The organism is Tenacibaculum aestuariivivum, from assembly GCF_964507685.1.
Lineage (GTDB): Bacteria > Bacteroidota > Bacteroidia > Flavobacteriales > Flavobacteriaceae > Polaribacter > Polaribacter aestuariivivum.
In genome coordinates, this window is record NZ_OZ208414.1 from 954257 (window position 1) to 973048 (window position 18792).

Annotated in this window: 18 protein-coding genes; 3 read left to right on the forward strand and 15 right to left on the reverse strand. The window is 29.4% G+C overall.

The window, feature by feature from the left end:
• Positions 1 to 33 precede the first annotated feature (33 nt).
• Positions 34 to 1341 (forward strand): DUF819 domain-containing protein, encoded by a 1308-nt coding sequence (locus ACN5J4_RS04080; protein ID WP_418650886.1) that lies wholly within the window; start codon positions 34 to 36, stop codon positions 1339 to 1341.
• 40 nt (positions 1342 to 1381) lie between these two features.
• A complete protein-coding gene (locus tag ACN5J4_RS04085; RefSeq protein ID WP_418650887.1) occupies positions 1382 to 2086 on the forward strand; it encodes a DUF4369 domain-containing protein in 705 nt (234 codons plus the stop codon).
• Positions 2087 to 2160: 74 nt separating this feature from the next.
• On the opposite strand, the gene ACN5J4_RS04090 is transcribed toward ACN5J4_RS04085, so the two are convergent.
• From ACN5J4_RS04090 to ACN5J4_RS04145, 12 genes are all read right to left on the reverse strand, one after another.
• Positions 2161 to 2994 (reverse strand): universal stress protein, encoded by an 834-nt coding sequence (locus ACN5J4_RS04090; RefSeq protein ID WP_418650888.1) that lies wholly within the window; start codon positions 2992 to 2994, stop codon positions 2161 to 2163.
• Between the two features lie 80 nt (positions 2995 to 3074).
• The gene (locus ACN5J4_RS04095; protein ID WP_418650889.1) at positions 3075 to 3776 is read right to left on the reverse strand and encodes a sulfite exporter TauE/SafE family protein; all 702 of its coding nucleotides are present in this window, start codon (positions 3774 to 3776) and stop codon (positions 3075 to 3077) included.
• Positions 3776 to 4222, reverse strand: a complete 447-nt coding sequence (locus tag ACN5J4_RS04100; RefSeq protein ID WP_418650890.1) for a FixH family protein — start codon at positions 4220 to 4222, stop codon at positions 3776 to 3778. Before ACN5J4_RS04100 ends, ACN5J4_RS04095 begins: the two co-directional genes overlap by 1 nt.
• A 125-nt stretch (positions 4223 to 4347) precedes the next feature.
• Positions 4348 to 5769: a cytochrome c oxidase accessory protein CcoG gene (gene ccoG, locus ACN5J4_RS04105; protein WP_418650891.1), complete on the reverse strand. Its 1422-nt coding sequence runs from the start codon at positions 5767 to 5769 to the stop codon at positions 4348 to 4350.
• Positions 5770 to 5818: 49 nt separating this feature from the next.
• Positions 5819 to 6937, reverse strand: a complete 1119-nt coding sequence (locus ACN5J4_RS04110) for a cbb3-type cytochrome c oxidase N-terminal domain-containing protein (RefSeq protein ID WP_418650892.1) — start codon at positions 6935 to 6937, stop codon at positions 5819 to 5821.
• Between the two features lie 11 nt (positions 6938 to 6948).
• Positions 6949 to 7116 carry a CcoQ/FixQ family Cbb3-type cytochrome c oxidase assembly chaperone gene (locus tag ACN5J4_RS04115; RefSeq protein ID WP_418650893.1) on the reverse strand — a complete coding sequence of 56 codons (168 nt, stop codon included), beginning with the start codon at positions 7114 to 7116 and terminating at the stop codon, positions 6949 to 6951.
• 8 nt (positions 7117 to 7124) lie between these two features.
• Positions 7125 to 9323 (reverse strand): cytochrome-c oxidase, cbb3-type subunit I, encoded by a 2199-nt coding sequence (ccoN, locus tag ACN5J4_RS04120; protein ID WP_418650894.1) that lies wholly within the window; start codon positions 9321 to 9323, stop codon positions 7125 to 7127.
• Positions 9324 to 9353: 30 nt separating this feature from the next.
• Positions 9354 to 9521, reverse strand: a complete 168-nt coding sequence (ccoS, locus tag ACN5J4_RS04125; RefSeq protein ID WP_101916694.1) for a cbb3-type cytochrome oxidase assembly protein CcoS — start codon at positions 9519 to 9521, stop codon at positions 9354 to 9356.
• Between the two features lie 147 nt (positions 9522 to 9668).
• Positions 9669 to 10004 carry a hypothetical protein gene (locus tag ACN5J4_RS04130; protein ID WP_418650895.1) on the reverse strand — a complete coding sequence of 112 codons (336 nt, stop codon included), beginning with the start codon at positions 10002 to 10004 and terminating at the stop codon, positions 9669 to 9671.
• A gap of 94 nt (positions 10005 to 10098) precedes the next feature.
• Positions 10099 to 11460: an oxygen-independent coproporphyrinogen III oxidase gene (gene hemN / locus ACN5J4_RS04135; protein WP_418650896.1), complete on the reverse strand. Its 1362-nt coding sequence runs from the start codon at positions 11458 to 11460 to the stop codon at positions 10099 to 10101.
• A gap of 51 nt (positions 11461 to 11511) precedes the next feature.
• Positions 11512 to 11844: an AraC family ligand binding domain-containing protein gene (locus tag ACN5J4_RS04140; protein ID WP_418650897.1), complete on the reverse strand. Its 333-nt coding sequence runs from the start codon at positions 11842 to 11844 to the stop codon at positions 11512 to 11514.
• A gap of 17 nt (positions 11845 to 11861) precedes the next feature.
• On the reverse strand, positions 11862 to 14234 hold the full coding sequence (locus tag ACN5J4_RS04145) for a heavy metal translocating P-type ATPase (RefSeq protein ID WP_418650898.1): 2373 nt from the start codon (positions 14232 to 14234) through the stop codon (positions 11862 to 11864).
• Positions 14235 to 14337: 103 nt separating this feature from the next.
• On the opposite strand from ACN5J4_RS04145, the gene ACN5J4_RS04150 reads away from it, so the two are divergent.
• Positions 14338 to 15024, forward strand: coding sequence for a Crp/Fnr family transcriptional regulator (locus tag ACN5J4_RS04150; RefSeq protein ID WP_418650899.1), 687 nt, complete (start codon positions 14338 to 14340; stop codon positions 15022 to 15024).
• Between the two features lie 184 nt (positions 15025 to 15208).
• Here ACN5J4_RS04150 and ACN5J4_RS04155 read toward each other — a convergent pair whose 3' ends face one another.
• The 3 genes from ACN5J4_RS04155 to ACN5J4_RS04165 form a co-directional block, all read right to left on the reverse strand.
• On the reverse strand, positions 15209 to 17431 hold the full coding sequence (locus tag ACN5J4_RS04155; protein WP_418650900.1) for a nitric-oxide reductase large subunit: 2223 nt from the start codon (positions 17429 to 17431) through the stop codon (positions 15209 to 15211).
• A gap of 2 nt (positions 17432 to 17433) precedes the next feature.
• Positions 17434 to 18159, reverse strand: coding sequence for an iron-sulfur cluster repair di-iron protein (ric, locus tag ACN5J4_RS04160; RefSeq protein ID WP_418650901.1), 726 nt, complete (start codon positions 18157 to 18159; stop codon positions 17434 to 17436).
• Positions 18160 to 18303: 144 nt separating this feature from the next.
• The gene (locus ACN5J4_RS04165; protein WP_418650902.1) at positions 18304 to 18741 is read right to left on the reverse strand and encodes an RrF2 family transcriptional regulator; all 438 of its coding nucleotides are present in this window, start codon (positions 18739 to 18741) and stop codon (positions 18304 to 18306) included.
• Positions 18742 to 18792 lie beyond the last annotated feature (51 nt).

The following is an 18792-nucleotide window of genomic DNA, read 5'->3' on the forward strand; positions in this document are numbered from 1 at the left end:
TATAAAACCTATTTTAGCAAAAAACTAATAATAATGACCGCACCAATTTTTACAAACGATGCTATTGTATTCGGAATTTTAATGATTTCAATAGGATTTGTTTTTTATACAGAGTCAAAAACCTCGGGTTTTTGGCACAAATTTTATAAAATAGTTCCTGGCCTTTTTATGGCATATTTTATACCTGCTTTATTTACCACCTTTGGTATTATTGCTCCTGAATGGAAAACAACAAGCGTTACAGGTGAAATTGTTAAAGATACATCGCAATTATATTACGTGGCTAGTAGATTTTTATTACCTGCAGCACTCGTTTTAATGACAATAAGTATTGATTTAAAAGCAATATTTAATCTAGGCTCAAAAGCTTTAATTATGTTTTTTACAGGAACTGTCGGAATTATTATTGGAGGTCCAATTGCTATTTTATTAATATCAATATTCTCTCCAGAAACAGTAGGTGGTGCTAATTTCAATGCCGTTTGGCGTGGGCTTTCAACACTTGCCGGAAGTTGGATTGGTGGTGGAGCTAACCAAACAGCAATGTTAGAAATTTATCAATATAACCCTCAAAAATACGGAGGAATGGTGTTTGTTGATATTGTTGTTGCCAATATTTGGATGGCAATTTTATTAATAGGAATTGGTAAAAAAGATAAAATTAATAAATGGTTAAAAGCAGATACTACTGCTATTGAAAAATTAAAAGAAACAATGTCTACCTTTACAAAAGGCGTAGAAAGAAACCCTAGTTTAACTGATTTTATGATTATGTTAGCTATTGCTTTTGGTACTGTTGGTTTTGGTCATTTTTCTTCTTTATATTTAAGTGATTTTTTTAGTACCCTAATAGCCGGTATACAATCACAAGGATGGAGAAACATTTTTTCTTTCTTAGGTTCTGGTTTCTTTTGGTTAATTAGTGTTTCAACTATTATTGCTATTGGATTATCATTTACAAAAGCAAAAAATTACGAAGGTGCTGGCGCTAGTAAAATAGGAAGTATCTTTATTTATATTTTAGTTGCTTCAATTGGTATGAAAATGGATTTAGCCATGATTTTTGATAATGTGGGCTTAATTGCCATAGGATTAGTTTGGATGAGTATTCATGCTGGTTTATTAATATTTGTTGCTAAATTAATTAGAGCTCCTTATTTCTTTTTAGCTGTTGGTAGTCAAGCCAATGTTGGCGGTGCAGCATCTGCCCCTATTGTTGCACAGGCATTTCACCCTTCGTTAGCCTCTGTTGGTGTGTTATTAGCCGTATTTGGATATGCAATTGGTACAATTGGCGCAATTATATGTACAATTTTAATGGAATTATCAGCTACATTATAAGAGAATTCAGCATATTTGCAACTCAAAATTAATAACCAATATGAAAAAAATTATCGCCATTTTGGCATTTTCAATAATCGCCTTTGCCTGTTCTTCTAAAAAAGAAGGAAATATGATTGTTAAAGGTCAAATCAAGGGGTTAAAAAAAGGTACACTATATCTTCAAAAAATGAATGATACTTTATTAGTATCTGTAGATTCTATGGCTTTATTAGGTAATGATAAATTTACTTTAACAGATAATGTAACCTCTCCTGTAATGTATTATTTAACTTTTAATGGAAACACAAAAGATAAACATATTATGTTTTTTGGAGAAAAAGGAGAAATTACAATTAATGATAAACTAGAAGAGTTTGGTTTTAATCCTGAAATAAAAGGTTCTAAAAATCAAAATGTAATAAATAAGTTTCGTGAAATTGATTCTAAATTTAAAGAACAACGTTTAGATTTTATAAAAAGAGATTTTGATGCGCGTAAAGCAAAAGATTCTGTATTAGTTAAACAATTGGAAATAGACTATAAAAAAATGATGCGTCGCCGTTTTTTATTTTCCACTAACTTTGCTATTGCTAATTCAAATAGTGAAGCTGCACCATATATTGCTTTATCTGAATTATTTGATGCTAATGTTATGCTATTAGACACTATTAACAACAGTCTTTCTAACAAAGTTAAAAACTCAGATTATGGTAAGCGTTTACAAAAATTTGTTACAGAAATAAAAACAAAAGAGAATAAGTAATTACTAGTTTTAAAACATAAAAAACTCGATACTAATAGTATCGAGTTTTTTATGTTTTATAATCTTAATAGCTTTTAAATTTTAAAAGAAACTATTGGTAAAACACTATGATTAGCTATATCTTCAGATATACTACCTTCAAAAAAATGAGAAATCCCTTTTCTACCATGAGTGGCAACTGCTATAATATCAGCATTGCTTTTATCAGCAAAATATAACACTCCTTTTTCTACAGTATACTCAGAGACAATTTTAACATTATTAATATTAGTAGTATCTTCTTTAACAGCTTCAAAAAAACTTTTCATCGCTTCTTCTAACATATCACTAGTTTTAAACTTAGATGTTGGGGTATTTACATATAACAACTGTAAGTTACAATCTAATTTTTTGAAAAATTCTTTAGCTCTTAAATAAGGAGCAACATCATCTATTGAAAAATCACATGCAAAAACTACTTTTTGTATTTTTGAAGTAATTGGTTCTTCTTTAACAACCAACACCGGTACATTTGCATATCTAATTACTTTTTCAGTATTTGAACCAATAAAAATTTCTTCTAAACCACTTGTTCCTTTAGAACCTATTATTACTAAATCAGCATTTTCTTCTTTAGCTAACTCATCTAATTCACTAAAAATTTTAAAATGCTTAATTATAGGTGTTACTTTAATATCTGATAAGTAATCTTTTTGTAAAAATTCATTAAACTTCTTTTCCGCTAATTTTATATAAAAAATCATTTCTTGCTGAGAAGAACTTTCTGATTGATTAATTACTGCGTTTGAAAGCTCAAGCATATGAACAACTATAACTTCAGCATTAGTTTGTTTAGCAATATAAGCAGCAGTTTTTAAAGCATTTTCTGAATGAATTGAAAAATCTACAGGAACAATTATTTTTTTCATTATATAAATTATTTGAGTTTATCTTTGTTTTTAAAAATTACAAATTTTATTTTTAAAACCTGTAAAATATAGTATATTTTTTAAGGATAACATCCTTTTATTGGTGCTGATAAATTAGTTACTGGTAATGGTGAAACATAAAGTATTCCTAAACCCAAACCACGTAAAATAAACAGAATACCTATTAAAACAACTATATAAGGAATTATTTGTTGAATTCTTTTTCGAATCAATCCATTGGCAAAATTTCCTACATATACAATAATAGTCATTAAAGGAATTGTTCCTAACCCGAAGATAAACATATATAAACTTCCTGAAAAAGCATTTGCAGAAGCTAAGGCTCCAAAAACAGCCATGTACACTAAACCACATGGTAAAAAACCATTTAAAAAACCTATGGTAAAAAAGGTATCATTTCCTTTCTTTTTTAATTCTTTTCCTAAGGCTGATTTTACTTTCATTATCAATTTATTAATCGGTCTTGAAAAATTATATTTTTGAAAAGTTTTTGGTAATAAAATTACCAAAATCATTAAAACTCCTGTTATAATTGATAATTGTTGCTGAAATCCAAAAAAATAAAAACCTTTTCCTAATAAACCAAATAATAAACCAATTAAACTATAAGTAAACAACCTTCCTAAATGATAACTTAAAATTTGAAAAAATTGTTTTAATTTATTATACCTATCAACAGGTAACATAAAGGCTATAGGACCACACATACCAATACAATGAAAACTTCCTAATAAACCTAAAACTAAAGCTGACAAAAACATTAATAAATTAATTCTTTCTCAAATAAATATGCTGTATTTTTGTAATTCCAAGAAACTATAATGTTCCAACGACCATCCAACAAGCGTTTCTCAGGCACGAGCAAATATTTATTAGAAATTGAAATAGGTATTTCAAAATCTAATTGCTTATTAGATGGTCTATATAGGAACACTTTTCCTCTAATATCTTTAGGATTAAATTCTGTTGGAAAATAAATTTTTAATCCTTCTAATACTTTTATTACTTTAATATTTTCGGTTAATTCTTTTGCATTTCTGGTTGCATCTATATTACCTTGAAACTCTAATTCCTTTTGATAATAGTTTTCTGTAACTAAATCATGATTAAAATTTTTTCCAGTACTCATTGATACAACAAAATAAAGAATAAAACTCATAAATGTTATAATTGCAATGACTATACCCGTACCCCAATTTAGTTTCATTTTTATTATTTTTTATGCTCAATCGAACGTAGTCGAGAACAGTTTTGTTTATCTCTAACAAACTACGTTTTTACCTTTAATATAAAGTCTTTTTTATTGAAGATAATGTATGAGATAATAATTATTTATTTATAGCTTCTTGGCCCTAAAAAATTAGTTTGAGTTGTTTCAATTAATTTATCACCACTATAGACACCAATTCTAAGTTTTACTTTTTCATCCTCCATTTCTGATTGATGCATTTCAATAAATAAAGTTCCTTGTGCTAACCCTTGCTTTGGCACTTGGAAATTTTGATGAGTTACCGTTTCAATTTTTCCTTTGTGAGAAAGTATTTTATAACTTATATCATCAATTTGTTTAGTTGTTTTATTAATTACTTTATAGGTATAAATATTACTTATAACATTACCTTCTTTATGCTGATATAACTGCCCTGGTAACCGTAAAATAGTTGCTTCAACGTCATTTCGTAAAAATAACATACCTATTAAAACAGCTATTAAAATACCTAAAACGGCTGTATAACCTTTCATTCTAGCTGTAAATTGAAAAGGTGTTTTCTTTTCAATATTTTCTTCACTAGCAAAACGAATTAATCCTTTAGGTAAGCCAACCTTTTCCATTATATGATCACATTCATCGATACAAGCTGTACAATTCACACACTCTAATTGTGTTCCGTTTCTAATATCAATACCCGTAGGGCAAACATTTACACATTGAGCGCAATCAATACAATCTCCTTTTCCTGTACTAGCTCTATCTTCTTTTTTATTAAATTTACCACGTCCTTTTTTACCCTCTCCACGTACATGATCGTAGGTAACATTAATTGTTTTATTATCTAATAAAACTCCTTGTAATCGACCATAAGGACACGCAATAATACATACTTGCTCTCTAAACCATGCAAAGATAAAGTAGAAAACTCCTGTAAAAATTAACAATGAAATTAATGTCCTTACATTATCTAACGGGTTTCCTGTTACATAATTAATAACAGTATCTCCTCCTATTAAATATGCTAAAAACACATTAGCTATTAAAAAAGAAATAATAAAAAAGATAAACCATTTTAACAGTCGTTTCTTAATTTTTTCGGCATTCCAAGGTTGTTTTTCGAGTCGGATTTGTTTTCCTCTATCACCGTCGATCCAATATTCTATCTTTCTAAAAACCATTTCTAAGAAGATTGTTTGTGGACAAATCCATCCACAGAAAATCCGCCCAAAAACAACGGTAAATAAAATAATAAATACCACACCGACAATCATCGAAATCACTAATAAATGAAAATCTTGTGGCCAAAAAGGAAATCCGAAAATATTAAACTTTCGTTTTATGACATTAAATAATAAAAACTGGTTGCCATTAATTTTAATAAATGGTGATGCTAATAAAATCGTCAATAAAAAATAACTTACGTACGACCTATATTTATAAAATCTTCCACTTGGTTTCTTCGGATATACCCAAGCACGTTTACCTTCCTTATTGATGGTACCTATACTATCTCTAAATTGTTCGTCCTTGGGTGTCTCCATGATCAACTATTAAAAAATCAATTATACTTATTGTTTGTTATTATTTAAATTATTCAGTAACAGGTTCTGCTGTTACTTCTACTACTTTAGAATCATCTTTATATAATTCTCCCTGCGGTGGTTTTGGGTTTGCAGGCGTAGTACCTTGTAAAGACACAATATAACTTGCTACTTTTTGCATATCAATGGGTTTTAGTGTTTTATTCCATGCAACCATACCTTTTCCATCTCTACCTCCATTTGCTATAGTTGAAAAAATATTTTTAATTCCACCACCTAAAATCCAATAGTCATCTGTTAAGTTTGGTCCAATACCTCCACCTCCATCTGCAATATGGCAAGCGGCACAATTTAAATTAAAAACTGCTTTACCTCTTTTCAAATCACTCTCTGAAGTTAAAACAGTTACAGTTTCGGCATCAATAACGGCATCTTTTGAAGTTGATTTGAAAGCCGCTAATTCTCTTTTTGCAATAGCTACAGACTCTGCATATTCCATTTCCTGAGTATATCCACCTAGAACTTCAAATCGTACTAAATATATTACTGCAAAAATTATGGTTGCATAAAATAATCCTACCCACCATGGTGGTAATGTATTATCTAGCTCTTTAATACCATCATAATTATGATCAAGAATAATTTCTTCTTCTTTATCAATAGCTTTCGCTTTTGTCCATTTAGTAATTAACTTTTTAGCCCAAGCTAGGTTATCAATTTCGTCAAAATTAACACCCGCTTTTATCATTTCTGCTAGCTCTATTTTTTTAACTCCTGTTATTGTAAGCACCTCTTTTGCTAACAGAACTAAACCAAAAGCAATAAGTCCTAACCAAACTAATGGATTTTCTAAAAAATTATATGGATTAGTATATGAACTAATTGCCTTTGCTAATGCAAAAGGAGTTAAAAATGTAAACAAAAATGATGTTACCGATTGAACTCTAGTATAGTTCTTTGGCATTGCATCGTTTGCTTTATTTACAACGGTACTAGATAATACTTCTTTTAGAAATACCACTAAACCAAAACCAATTGTAATATACCAAACTACGGGGTTTTCTAAAAAATTAAAAGGTTCTTTATATGCCTTAAATGCCGCTGCTAAAATAAATGGCATTAAAAAAACAAAAAGAAAAGATACTATTGATTGAATATATTTTTTCATAATAATTTGCTTTAGTCATTTAAAGGTAAATCACTTACCTTACTTATATATTCTTTTTTGGCAGTAAACACCCACCAAAATAATATCATAAAAAAAGTAAAGAATATTGCTAATGAAATCATTGGGTATATTTCTATACCCGTAATGCTTTCCATGTGGTTTTTTACGAATTTTAACATCTGTTCTATTATTTTGTACTTAATTGTTTTTGAACATCTTTTACTTTTATATCAGTACCTAATCGCTGTAAGTAAGCTATTAAAGCAACAATTTCTCTATCCTTCATTTCAATAAATTCTTGTCCGTTTTCTTGAGCATATTTTTTATCTGAAGCATAATTTTTAGCAAAATCAGGATCTTGATGTAAATTCTCTTGAATTTGAGCTCCTTGTGCATCCATATTAGCTTGTGCATTAGCTATTTCCTCTTCAGAATAAGGAACTCCTAAAGTTACCATTACTTCCATTTTTGCTTGCGTATCACTTTTATCCAACTTATTCCTTATCATCCACTTATATGACGGCATGATAGAACCTGGTGAAGTACTTTGCGGATCGTACATGTGATTTAAATGCCAGCTATCTGAATATTTACTACCAACTCTATGTAAATCTGGCCCTGTACGTTTAGAACCCCATAAGAACGGATGATCATATACAAATTCTCCAGCTTTAGAGTATTCTCCATAACGCTCTACTTCCGACCTAAATGGACGTACCATTTGAGAGTGACAACCTACACATCCCTCACGAATATAAAGATCTCGACCTTCTAATTCTAAAGGTGAATAAGGCTTTACACTTGCTATGGTTGGTATGTTCGATTTTACTAATAAAGTTGGTACAATTTGAACAAGTCCTCCAATTAAAATAGCAATCGTTGCATAAATAGTTAATTTAATTGGTTTTCTTTCTAGCCAAGTATGCCACCCTTCTCCTTTTGTTCTATATTTAGATACTTTTGTTAATGGTGCTGCTTCAGCTAAATCATCAGTAACATCGCTACCTTGTTTTACAGTTCTTATAATATTATACAGCATTACAAAAGCTCCAATAATAAACATACTTCCCCCAATAGCACGCATCCAATACATTGGAATAATCTCGGCTACAGTTTCTAAAAAGTTACCATACGCTAATGTTCCATCTGGGTTGAATTGTTTCCACATAGAAGCCTGTACAAAACCTGCAACATACATCGGTAATGTGTACATGACAATACCTAAAGTACCTATCCAAAAATGAAAATTTGCTAATGCAGTAGAAAATAATTTTGTTTTGAACAATCTTGGTACCATCCAGTAAATCATACCGAAAGTAAGAAATCCATTCCAAGCTAAAGCTCCTACGTGAACGTGTGCAATAATCCAATCACTAAAATGCGCAATGGCATTTACATTTTTTAATGATAACATTGGCCCTTCAAAAGTTGCCATACCATAACCTGTTATTGCAACTACCATAAACTTTAAAACAGGGTCAGTACGTACTTTATCCCAAGCACCACGAAGCGTTAATAATCCGTTTATCATTCCACCCCAAGATGGCGCTAACAACATAATTGAAAAGGCAACTCCTAAATTTTGAGCCCATGTTGGTAAAGCCGTATATAATAAATGGTGAGGTCCTGCCCAGATATAAATAAATATTAATGACCAAAAGTGAACAATTGATAATCTATAAGAATATACAGGTCGGTTTGCTGCTTTTGGAACAAAATAATACATCAATCCTAAAAATGGCGTTGTTAAGAAAAATGCTACCGCATTATGTCCGTACCACCATTGCACCAAGGCATCTTGTACCCCTGCGTATACTGAATATGATTTGAAAAAACTTACTGGTAATGCTAAACTATTAAAGATATGTAAAACAGCTACCGTTACAAAAGTTCCTAAATAAAACCAAATAGCAACATATAAATGACGCTGTCTTCTTTGAAGAATCGTCCAAATCATGTTAACTCCAAAGGCTACCCAAACAATTGCAATAGCAATATCGATAGGCCATTCTAATTCGGCATATTCTTTAGAACTACTATATCCTAAAGGTAATGTTATCGCGGCGGCGACAATAATTGCCTGCCATCCCCAAAAATTAAGATTACTTAAAAAATTACTCGCCATACGTGCCTTGAGCAATCGCTGTAACGAATAATAGACTCCTGCATAAATAGCGTTTCCTACAAATGCAAAAATTACCGCATTGGTATGTAATGGTCTTAAACGTCCAAAACTTAACCACGAAATTCCGTCTGTTACATTTGGGAATAAAAACATAAATGCTAATAATAAACCTACCGAGAAACCTACAATTCCCCAAAATAGTGTAGCATAAATGAATTTTTTTACGATTTTATTATCGTAATAAAATTGTTGCATTTCCATAATCTAATTTAATTTAATATCTATTGTTAGTTATTGATTTTCTGTTTCTTCTTTCACTAATTCGTCATCAAAAAGGATACGAACAGAGGGTGTATACGAATCATCATATTGGCCGCTTTTTACCGAAACAATAAATGCAATAAAAAAAATTAGTGCCACTAAAATACTTAGTGTTAGTAATAAGTAAATAACGCTCATATCTTGCCTGATAATTGTTACACAAATTTAGTTTTGACAGCCTTCTTAAAACATGACAAATATCATATTTTATATTTTTTTTAAGAAAAAATGAGTTTAACTTTTTTTTTAAAGCAAACTCATAAAAATATTATTACAAACAAATATTTACTTTAATAACCTTTTTAATCCTGAAAGTAAACTCTTCTCTAAAATTACATATTCACCATCTACTAAAAACAACTCTTTTATATCATTAAATAACGTATCTAATTCTTCTTTTGTGTAATTATATTTTTCTGATGATGCTATAATTTTTTGAATAGATTGATAATCATTATCTTTTTCAAACTCATAATGCATATCTTCATATATTTTATTACTTGTTTTTGAATCTATTAACTTTAATTCTTCTGCTGTTTCTCTAAAGTCTGAATTCATACAATAGATAAAAACATAAGTTTGAAACTCTTTTTTAGTCCATTTTTTTATTACTTCCTTCATAATATCAGTTTTTAAGTTACCCCAATTTAAAAAAATTATTAAAACAAAAATATGATAAAAATCACATTATAAAACAATTACAAAATTTAATTATTTATATAGTCATCGAAAACAATTTTGTTTCGGGTTTATTATTATGTAAACGTTTATCAAACGCCATACATATATTTCGAACATAGGGTCTTGCTTTTTCAGGAACTGTTAAAGTATTTCTATCAATAAAAACCAAACCATCAGTCACCATTTCTTGTAATCTTTCTAAAAGGATTTCGATGTCTCTAACCTTTAAATCTTGAGCATCCCACGAAGTGGTAAAATGACACATAATATTTAAAATATGCTTTCGGATAACCAAATCTTCTTCGGATAAAATATGTCCTCTAAAAACAGGAATTTCTCCTTCGTTCACTATTTTTTGATATTCTTTTACTGTTTTTACATTCTGTGCAAATCCATACCAAGAATCAGAAATTGATGACATTCCTAAACCAATCATTAATTGCGTTTTATTGGCAGTATAACCCATAAAATTACGATGCAATGTTTTTTCCTGAGTTGCTTTATATAAACTATCTGATTTTAACGCAAAATGATCCATTCCTATTTCAACGTAACCCATTTCGGCAAATAACTCCTTTCCTATTTCGTATAATTCACGTTTTTCTTCATTTTTAGGTAAATCTTCATCATTAAAACCTCGTTGTCCAACACCTTTTACCCAAGGCACGTGTGCATAACTATAAAACGAAATTCTATCAGGCTGTAATTCTTTGGTTTTATTAATAGTATAAATTACGTTTTCTTTGGTTTGAAACGGCAATCCGAAAATTAAATCATGACTAATTGATGTATATCCAATTTCCCTAGCCCAACGCGTTGCTTTTTCAACATTTTCAAAAGGCTGTACTCTGTGTATTGCTTCTTGTACTTTTTCGTTATAATCTTGCACACCGTAACTTACTCTTGTAAAACCGACATCAAACAAGGTTTGTAATTGTTCTTTTGTGGTATTATTCGGATGTCCTTCAAAACTAAATTCGTGCTTCGGATGTTTTTTAGCTTTGATAAATAAACCATCAATTAACTTTTTTAAATTTTCTTTTGAAAAAAAAGTAGGTGTTCCACCACCCAAATGAATTTCCTTGATAATTGGCACTTCATCTACTAAATTCGTATATAAATTCCATTCTTTTAAAACGGTATCAATATAATCTTCTTCTACTTCATGTCTTTTTGTAATATGTTTATGACACGCACAAAATGTACACAAACTTTCACAAAATGGTAAATGAATATACACACTAATTCCTTCGGTTGAATTGCTCTCTATAAACGATTTTTTAAAAGTTTCAATCCATTTATCTTTAGAAAAAGTTTCATTTTTCCAATAAGGAACTGTCGGATAACTAGTGTATCTTGGACCTGGAATGTTGTATTTTTGTATCAGTGAACTCATGTGCTTCTTTTCAAATATATAATCAATCTAATTTTTTATCTTCATAAAAAATTATACGTTTTCAACTCTTTTTAAGGTATCTGATTTAGATAAAGATAATCGAACAATACTTTCATCCAAAGCTGTTAAATTATGAACTACCTGAGGTTTTAACGAAATTAAATCACCTGTATTTAATTGTTTTATTTCGTTATCAACACCAAAATTAATAGCACCTTTTATCACCTGAACAATTATTGCAAAAGGTGCTTGATGATCTTCCATAGTTTGCCCTTTTTTAAAGACAACACGTATTTCTTTTGAAAAATCAGTATCTAATAATAATGATACTAATGGCTTATCTGCATTAAACTTAATATCTTCTAAAAATGAGGCTACTTTCATAATAGTTATCTTTTAAATTATTTTATTTTTTTTCCTACTAAATTTGTTGCAATCGTTGTAAACAAAACAATACTAATAGAACTTAAAGGCATTAATATTGCTGCAATTACAGGTTTTAATTGTCCTGTTGTTGCAAAATATAATCCAATTAAATTATAACATAATGATAGTATAAAACTATACTTAATTATTTTGATTGCTTTTTTTGATACTTTTATGTATCCTGAAATTTCATTAAATTTTGAAGCATCTAAAATAGCATCACAAGCAGGAGAAAACACATTAATATTTTCTGATAATGAAATACCAACATTACTTTGTGCCAACGCCCCTGCATCATTTAAACCATCACCAATCATAATTACGCTTTGCCCTTTATTTTGTAGATTTTCAACGTAATTTAATTTATCTTCTGGTTTTTGATTAAATAAAAAAGAAGTGTTTTTAGGTAATAAAGCTTCTAAATACTGTTTTTCTCCTTCGTTATCACCAGAAACAACTGCCAAATTATAATTTGTATTTAATTCAGAAAACAAACTTTTTACGCCATTTCTGTAAGCATTTTTAAAAACATACTTTCCTTTATAAATTCCATCAAAACTAATATGTACAGAAGTATCTAAATTAAGTTTTTCTTTGGTGTTATTCACAAAAGATGACGAACCAATTTTTACATCTATTCCTTTACATCTAGCTTCAATTCCTTTTCCTGTGTACTCTTTAAAACTATCAACAGGCAACATTTCTGCTGATAAAAAACCGTATAACATTCTGCTTAACGGATGATTTGAAGCTCGTAAAGCACTTTTTAATATTGCTTTTTCTTCGGATGATAATTCGCTTCCTTTATAATCAATTTGATTTTCTTTACTTGTTGTAAGTGTTCCTGTTTTATCAAAAATAACAGTATCAATTGCCGCCAATTGTTCTACAATAGTGGCATTTTTTAAGTAGAATTTCTTCTTCCCAAAAATACGAAGCATATTTCCTAAAGTAAACGGAGCTGCTAAAGCGATAGCACACGGACACGCAATAATTAACACAGCGGTAAATACGTTTAATGCTTTGCTAGCATCATAATACAGCCAAAATGCGGTAGCAACAAAAGCAATTATTAAAACGGTAACTGTAAAATTTTGACTTATGCTATCTGTTAATGTTTTAAATGATGAGTTTTTATCTTTTTTAAAGACATCATTACTCCACAATTGTGTTAAATAACTTTGCGAAACCGAACTTAAAACTTCCATTTCTATAACTCCCGATAATTGCTTTCCTCCTGCAAATAATTTATCGCCCGATTTTTTAACTACAGGAACTGCTTCACCTGTAACAAAACTGTAATCGATTTTTGCATTTCCGTTGATTAAAATTCCATCAACAGGAATTAATTCTTGATTTCTGATTAATAATCTATCGCCTTTTTCAATATCATAAATTTGTACATTTTCTTCTTTTCCTTCGGATGAAATTCGGGTTACCGCAATGGGAAAATAGGATTTATAATCGCGTTCAAATGACAAGAAATTATAGGTTTTCTGTTGAAAAAACTTCCCTAATAATAAGAAGAAAACTAAGCCTGTTAAACTATCGAAAAAACCAGTTCCGAGATCAAAAATAATTTCAGCAGTACTTCGGATAAATAAAACAGCAACTCCTAAAGCAATCGGAACATCAATATTTAAAATTTTAGCTCGTAATCCTTTATATGCCGAAATAAAATAATCCTGCGCAGCATAAAAAACTACAGGTAATGAAAAGAAAAACATCAACCAACGGAATATTCCTTTGTATTGTTCTAACCAAAAGCCAGTTACTTCAAAATATTCTGGAAACGATAAAAACATCACATTTCCGAAAGCAAAACCTGCAATTCCTAATTTATAAATTAAACTTCGGTCAACTTTCTTTTTACCTACTTCGTAATCTTCTAAGCTGATATACGGTTCATATCCAATAGAACTCAATAATAAAACAATTTCTTTTAAAGAAATAATTTCTGAATTATAAGTAATTCGAACTGTTTTTTTAGGAAAATCAACTTGTGCCGAACTGATATTTCGTTGTAATTTATGCAAGTTTTCTAATACCCAAATACAAGAACTACAATGTATGTGAGGTATATATAAATTAACAACATGCAAATCACCATCGTTAAACTCTAACAGTTTACTAGTAATCAACTCATTATCAAGGAAATCATATTTTCCTTGAATTTCTTCTGGAATTGCTCCAGGATTGTTTTGAAAATCATAGTAACAGGTTAAATCATTTTCTGAAAAAATTTCAAAAACCGTTTTACAACCATTACAACAAAAAGATTTCTCTTTAATAGTGATGGTTTCGGTATCACACTCGTTACCACAATGAAAACATTTTGCGTTTTCCATATTTACTCGTTTGCCTAGTGCAAAGGTCTTATAAGAACTGTTATTAAAACATGATATATGTCAGCTTTTTATTATCTTTGTATGAGACTAATCGGGTACTATTATGAGTAAATGTGAACAATGTATTATTCGTCAATTTAATTCCTTAAAATCACTCACAAAAAATGAATTGATTAGAATTGCAGGTTGTAAAACATCTAAAATAATAAAAAAAGGAGCTGTTTTATTTGAAGAAGGCGAACATATAAATGGCGTTTATTGTATTAAAAGTGGTATTTGTAAAGTTTCTAAGATGAGCGATAATGGTAGAGATCAAATTGTAAATCTCGTTCAAAAAGGAGATTTACTTGGTGAACGTAGTTTGATAACTGATGAAGCATCTAATTTAAAAGCAATTGCTATTAATGATATGGAAATTTGCTTCATTCCTAAAGATGAAATTGTTAAAGACTTAGAAACAAATCCTAAATTTACCATGGATGTTCTTAAAAATATGGCCTCTTATCTTAAAAATGCTGACAATTTTATTGTTGATATGGCTCAAAAAACGGTAAAACAACGTTTAGCTACAATGTTATTAAGCCTTGATCAAAAATTTTCTAAAAATGAAAAAGGAGCTTTAGATATACCTCTATCTCGTGAAGATATTGCCAATATTATTGGTACAGCAACAGAATCTGCTATTCGATTATTATCTGAATTTAAAAAGAAAAAATTAATCGATTTAAAAGGAAAAGAAGTTTTTATTTTAAATATTAGCGAATTAGAAAAAATATCAAAAGGATTATAAAAGCTATTTTTATTGATTATTTTTAGCAATTATAATTATCTTTCATAAAAAAAACTCAAAAGTATTAACTTTTGAGTTTTTCATTTTATATTCTTAGAGCCTATTTAAAATTTAGGTTAACAGATTTAATTTCTTATTTTTCTGTAATATTTTTTTCAGATGAAATTTAAACAGGTGTCTAATTTTATTTTTGATTTATTTTTAAAGCACTAATAGTTGCTTTTATAACAAACCAACAGAAATAAGCAATTCCTACTGAAAATACTGTATCACCAATCATTCGCATCCATTTTAAAGTTTGCACAATTGGACTGTATAATAGTTCAGCATCTCTTGCAAAAGAATATCCTTTTGTAATTGATGTATATGCCTGAATTATTCCTACGGGAAGTAAACTTAAAACAATCATCAAAATTAACCCGATATTTAAAAGCCAAAATGAATTTCTGATGAGTTTTTCATTCCATAATTCATCAGAATAAAAACGCAAACAAATCAAAATAAAGCCCATTCCTAACATTCCATAAACCCCAAATAATGCAGCATGTGCGTGTACGGCTGTTGTGTTTAATCCTTGAATATAATACAAGGCAATTGGCGGATTAATTAAAAATCCAAAAACTCCTGCACCTAACATATTCCAAAATGCTACCGATATAAAGAAGTATATTGGCCATTTATAACGCTGTATCCAGTTATTTCCTTTTAATAAATTCCAATTTTCACGAATTTCAAACCCCATTAAAGTTAAGGGAACTACTTCTAATGCACTGAAAGTTGCTCCTAAAGCGATGGCTTGTACGGGTGTTCCTGAATAATATAAATGATGAAGCGTTCCAATAATTCCTCCTGATAAAAAAATAGTTGCCGATGCTACGGATAATTTTCCAGCTGTTTTCATTGATATTACTTTCATTCTTGAAAAAATATACGCAATTATTACAGTTGCAAATACTTCAAAAAAACCTTCTACCCATAAATGTACCAACCACCAACGCCAGTAATTTATAACAGGTAATGTACTATTTTCTCCATACATTAACCCTGAAAAAAAGAACATACCAATAGCAATTACCGCAATTAATAAAATGATTAATAAATGTTTAGAATCGTCTTTATTACGGATTCCATACAGTACGTGTCTTCCAACCATAAACATCCATAAAACTAAACCGATTGCTAAAAATATTTGCCAGAAACGACCTAAATCCATGTATTCATATCCTTGGTGTCCGAAGAAAAAATTGGTTGTTAAATCTAAAAATTGATGAATTCCTAACCATTCTCCCAACATAGAACCTAGTACGATTATCAATAAAGCAACAAATAAAAAGTTAATACCAAATACTTGATATTTCATTTCTTTTCCGCTAATCATTGGTGCTAAAAATAACCCTGTAGCTAACCAAGTGGCTGCTATCCAAAAAACAGCTAATTGGGTGTGCCAAGTTCGGGTTACTGAATATGGTAAAAACTCAGATAAATTAAAGCCAAAAAAGGCTTGTCCTTCTACTGTATAATGCACCGTTACAATACCTAATATAACTTGAAGTACTATTAATAATGAAATAACAATAAAGTATTTTAATACTGCTTTTTGCGATTTAAACATTTTCATATTCAATAACGGATCTGATTTTGGCTTTGTAATTGCTTCGCCTTTTTCATGATTTACAATATAATAGTAAGTTAAAAGCCCTATAAATAAAATCAGTAATACCACTGAAAAACCTGACCATAATTGAGAATCTGCTGTAATTGTGTTATCAATTAATGGCTCATGAGGCCAGTTTGACGTATAGGTATATTCTTTATTGGGTCTATTGGTACTTGCCGCCCACGATGTCCAAAATAAAAATGCATTTAACTTACTTAGTTTATCAACATCTGTTAAAGCTCCTTTCGGAATGGCGTATTTTTCGTATCCATCAGAAAAAATAGCTGCATAGTGTTTTGAATTTTCTTTAATTGCGAGTAGTCTTTCTGCTGATATTTTAATTTCACCATTTTCAGGATTAAACGTATTGGTTTTAATATCTTTAATTAATCGTGCTTTTAGAGCCGCTTTTTGTTCTACATTTAAAGCATCATATAGTGTATTAAAATCTTTATTTGCCCAATAATTTAATAGAAATATGGCTTCTTTATGAATCCAATCAGCCGACCAGTCTGGCGCTACATAACTACCGTGTCCCCAGATAGAACCTACTTCCATTCCTCCTATTGATTCCCAAACATTTTGTCCTATTTGAATATCTTTTTTTGTATAAACGACCTGGTCCGTATTTTTAACGGTTACTAAATCAGGTATTGGCGGTTGTGTTTGATAAACTTCCGTTCCTACCCAAATTAAGGCTACAAACGATAGTGTTACTACGGCTATGAACCATGTCCAAATTTTTCTCATAATTACTTATTATTAAGTGTTGTTTCTAGTAATATTGCTTTTTTAAATAAAATATTATTTTCTAAATGAATGTGTTTATGAAGGTCTTCTTCAAAATCTTTTAGCAGAGCAAAGGCAACTTTATAGGAAGTACAACCACCTTTAGGAATGGTATAATTGTTTGATAATTCGGCTATTTTTCGAAAACGATCTCCTTCATTATCGTGGTCATGATGCATTTTATTGATTGGATTATTTATCGTTCCAAAAGGAGGTGTATCAAGTTTAGTGTTATTTTTTTGAGCCTTTGCTATTTTTTTTATGAACGGAAATAAAATAAGTTCCTCTTTTTTCATGTGCATTGTTAAATCAGCAGCACTTTGATTAAAAAGCGTTCGTATTTCTAATAATTCTGGGTGCTTATTGGCGTGAGCGTTACAAATTTTATCTAAATAATATAAAATTTCTGGAATTTGTTTTTCTACATATAAATGATGCGTATTATAAATATAATCGCTCATAAAATCGAGTTCCCAATTTTGATAATCTGTTGTAGAAACAGCTTTATTATCAATAGCTTTTAATTCATTCATTAATTCATCTGTAGTAATTGAACTTTCTAAAGCTACGGTTGCAAGACCTCTATTTCCATTACAACAAAAATCAATTTTATGATTTTTAAAAATTGTTGCTGTTTTATAGTTATCGGCAACAATATCAGACACTAAGGTGTTTTTATTAATATTCATAAGTTTTATTATTTGATAATTTTATATTTAATTAGCTTTAATTTTTCAACCATTTAATTAACTATTTTTTGATGATTTTTTAAAATTACATAAAATATAAAAAGATGTTTTTATCTTTTACTTAATTAAGTTTTTAATTATTGGTTATCTTTTTAACCAAAAAATATTTTTTTTACCTTGAGTATATAAAATATCATACAATGTATTTTCTTCTAACATTACTCTTAAACGTTCTCTTATTTCGATAAATTTTGTATGTAAAGGACAAGGAGAATTATGATCACATTGCTTTAATCCTAAAGCACATCCTGTATAAATATTATCACCATCTAATACTGATACAATACTACTTAACTTTATTTTTTTTAGATTTATTTGCTCTATAAAAAAACCTCCGTGTGGTCCTTTTAAGGAACTTGCAATATTATTTTTTGTTAATATTTGTAAAATTTTACCTGTAAATGGTTCTGGTGAGTTAATAGCATTTGCTATCTCTTTCAAACCTACTTTATTATTTAAAATAGATTGTTCTGCTATATAAATAGCAGCTCTTAAACCATATTCACAAGATTTTGAAAACATACTTTTTTTATACAAAGATATTACTATTTTATAAAAGATAAAAACATCTTT

Excerpts from the sequence above, each read along its gene's own strand:
- ACN5J4_RS04080 (WP_418650886.1), top strand. The coding sequence starts at position 34 with ATGACCGCACCAATTTTTACAAACGATGCTATTGTATTCGGAATTTTA.
- ACN5J4_RS04085 (WP_418650887.1), top strand. The coding sequence starts at position 1,382 with ATGAAAAAAATTATCGCCATTTTGGCATTTTCAATAATCGCCTTTGCC.
- ACN5J4_RS04090 (WP_418650888.1), bottom strand. The coding sequence starts at position 2,994 with ATGAAAAAAATAATTGTTCCTGTAGATTTTTCAATTCATTCAGAAAAT.
- ACN5J4_RS04095 (WP_418650889.1), bottom strand. The coding sequence starts at position 3,776 with ATGTTTTTGTCAGCTTTAGTTTTAGGTTTATTAGGAAGTTTTCATTGT.
- ACN5J4_RS04100 (WP_418650890.1), bottom strand. The coding sequence starts at position 4,222 with ATGAAACTAAATTGGGGTACGGGTATAGTCATTGCAATTATAACATTT.
- ccoG (WP_418650891.1), bottom strand. The coding sequence starts at position 5,769 with ATGGAGACACCCAAGGACGAACAATTTAGAGATAGTATAGGTACCATC.
- ACN5J4_RS04110 (WP_418650892.1), bottom strand. The coding sequence starts at position 6,937 with ATGAAAAAATATATTCAATCAATAGTATCTTTTCTTTTTGTTTTTTTA.
- ACN5J4_RS04115 (WP_418650893.1), bottom strand. The coding sequence starts at position 7,116 with ATGTTAAAATTCGTAAAAAACCACATGGAAAGCATTACGGGTATAGAA.
- ccoN (WP_418650894.1), bottom strand. The coding sequence starts at position 9,323 with ATGGAAATGCAACAATTTTATTACGATAATAAAATCGTAAAAAAATTC.
- ccoS (WP_101916694.1), bottom strand. The coding sequence starts at position 9,521 with ATGAGCGTTATTTACTTATTACTAACACTAAGTATTTTAGTGGCACTA.
- ACN5J4_RS04130 (WP_418650895.1), bottom strand. The coding sequence starts at position 10,004 with ATGAAGGAAGTAATAAAAAAATGGACTAAAAAAGAGTTTCAAACTTAT.
- hemN (WP_418650896.1), bottom strand. The coding sequence starts at position 11,460 with ATGAGTTCACTGATACAAAAATACAACATTCCAGGTCCAAGATACACT.
- ACN5J4_RS04140 (WP_418650897.1), bottom strand. The coding sequence starts at position 11,844 with ATGAAAGTAGCCTCATTTTTAGAAGATATTAAGTTTAATGCAGATAAG.
- ACN5J4_RS04145 (WP_418650898.1), bottom strand. The coding sequence starts at position 14,234 with ATGGAAAACGCAAAATGTTTTCATTGTGGTAACGAGTGTGATACCGAA.
- ACN5J4_RS04150 (WP_418650899.1), top strand. The coding sequence starts at position 14,338 with ATGAGTAAATGTGAACAATGTATTATTCGTCAATTTAATTCCTTAAAA.
- ACN5J4_RS04155 (WP_418650900.1), bottom strand. The coding sequence starts at position 17,431 with ATGAGAAAAATTTGGACATGGTTCATAGCCGTAGTAACACTATCGTTT.
- ric (WP_418650901.1), bottom strand. The coding sequence starts at position 18,159 with ATGAATATTAATAAAAACACCTTAGTGTCTGATATTGTTGCCGATAAC.
- ACN5J4_RS04165 (WP_418650902.1), bottom strand. The coding sequence starts at position 18,741 with ATGTTTTCAAAATCTTGTGAATATGGTTTAAGAGCTGCTATTTATATA.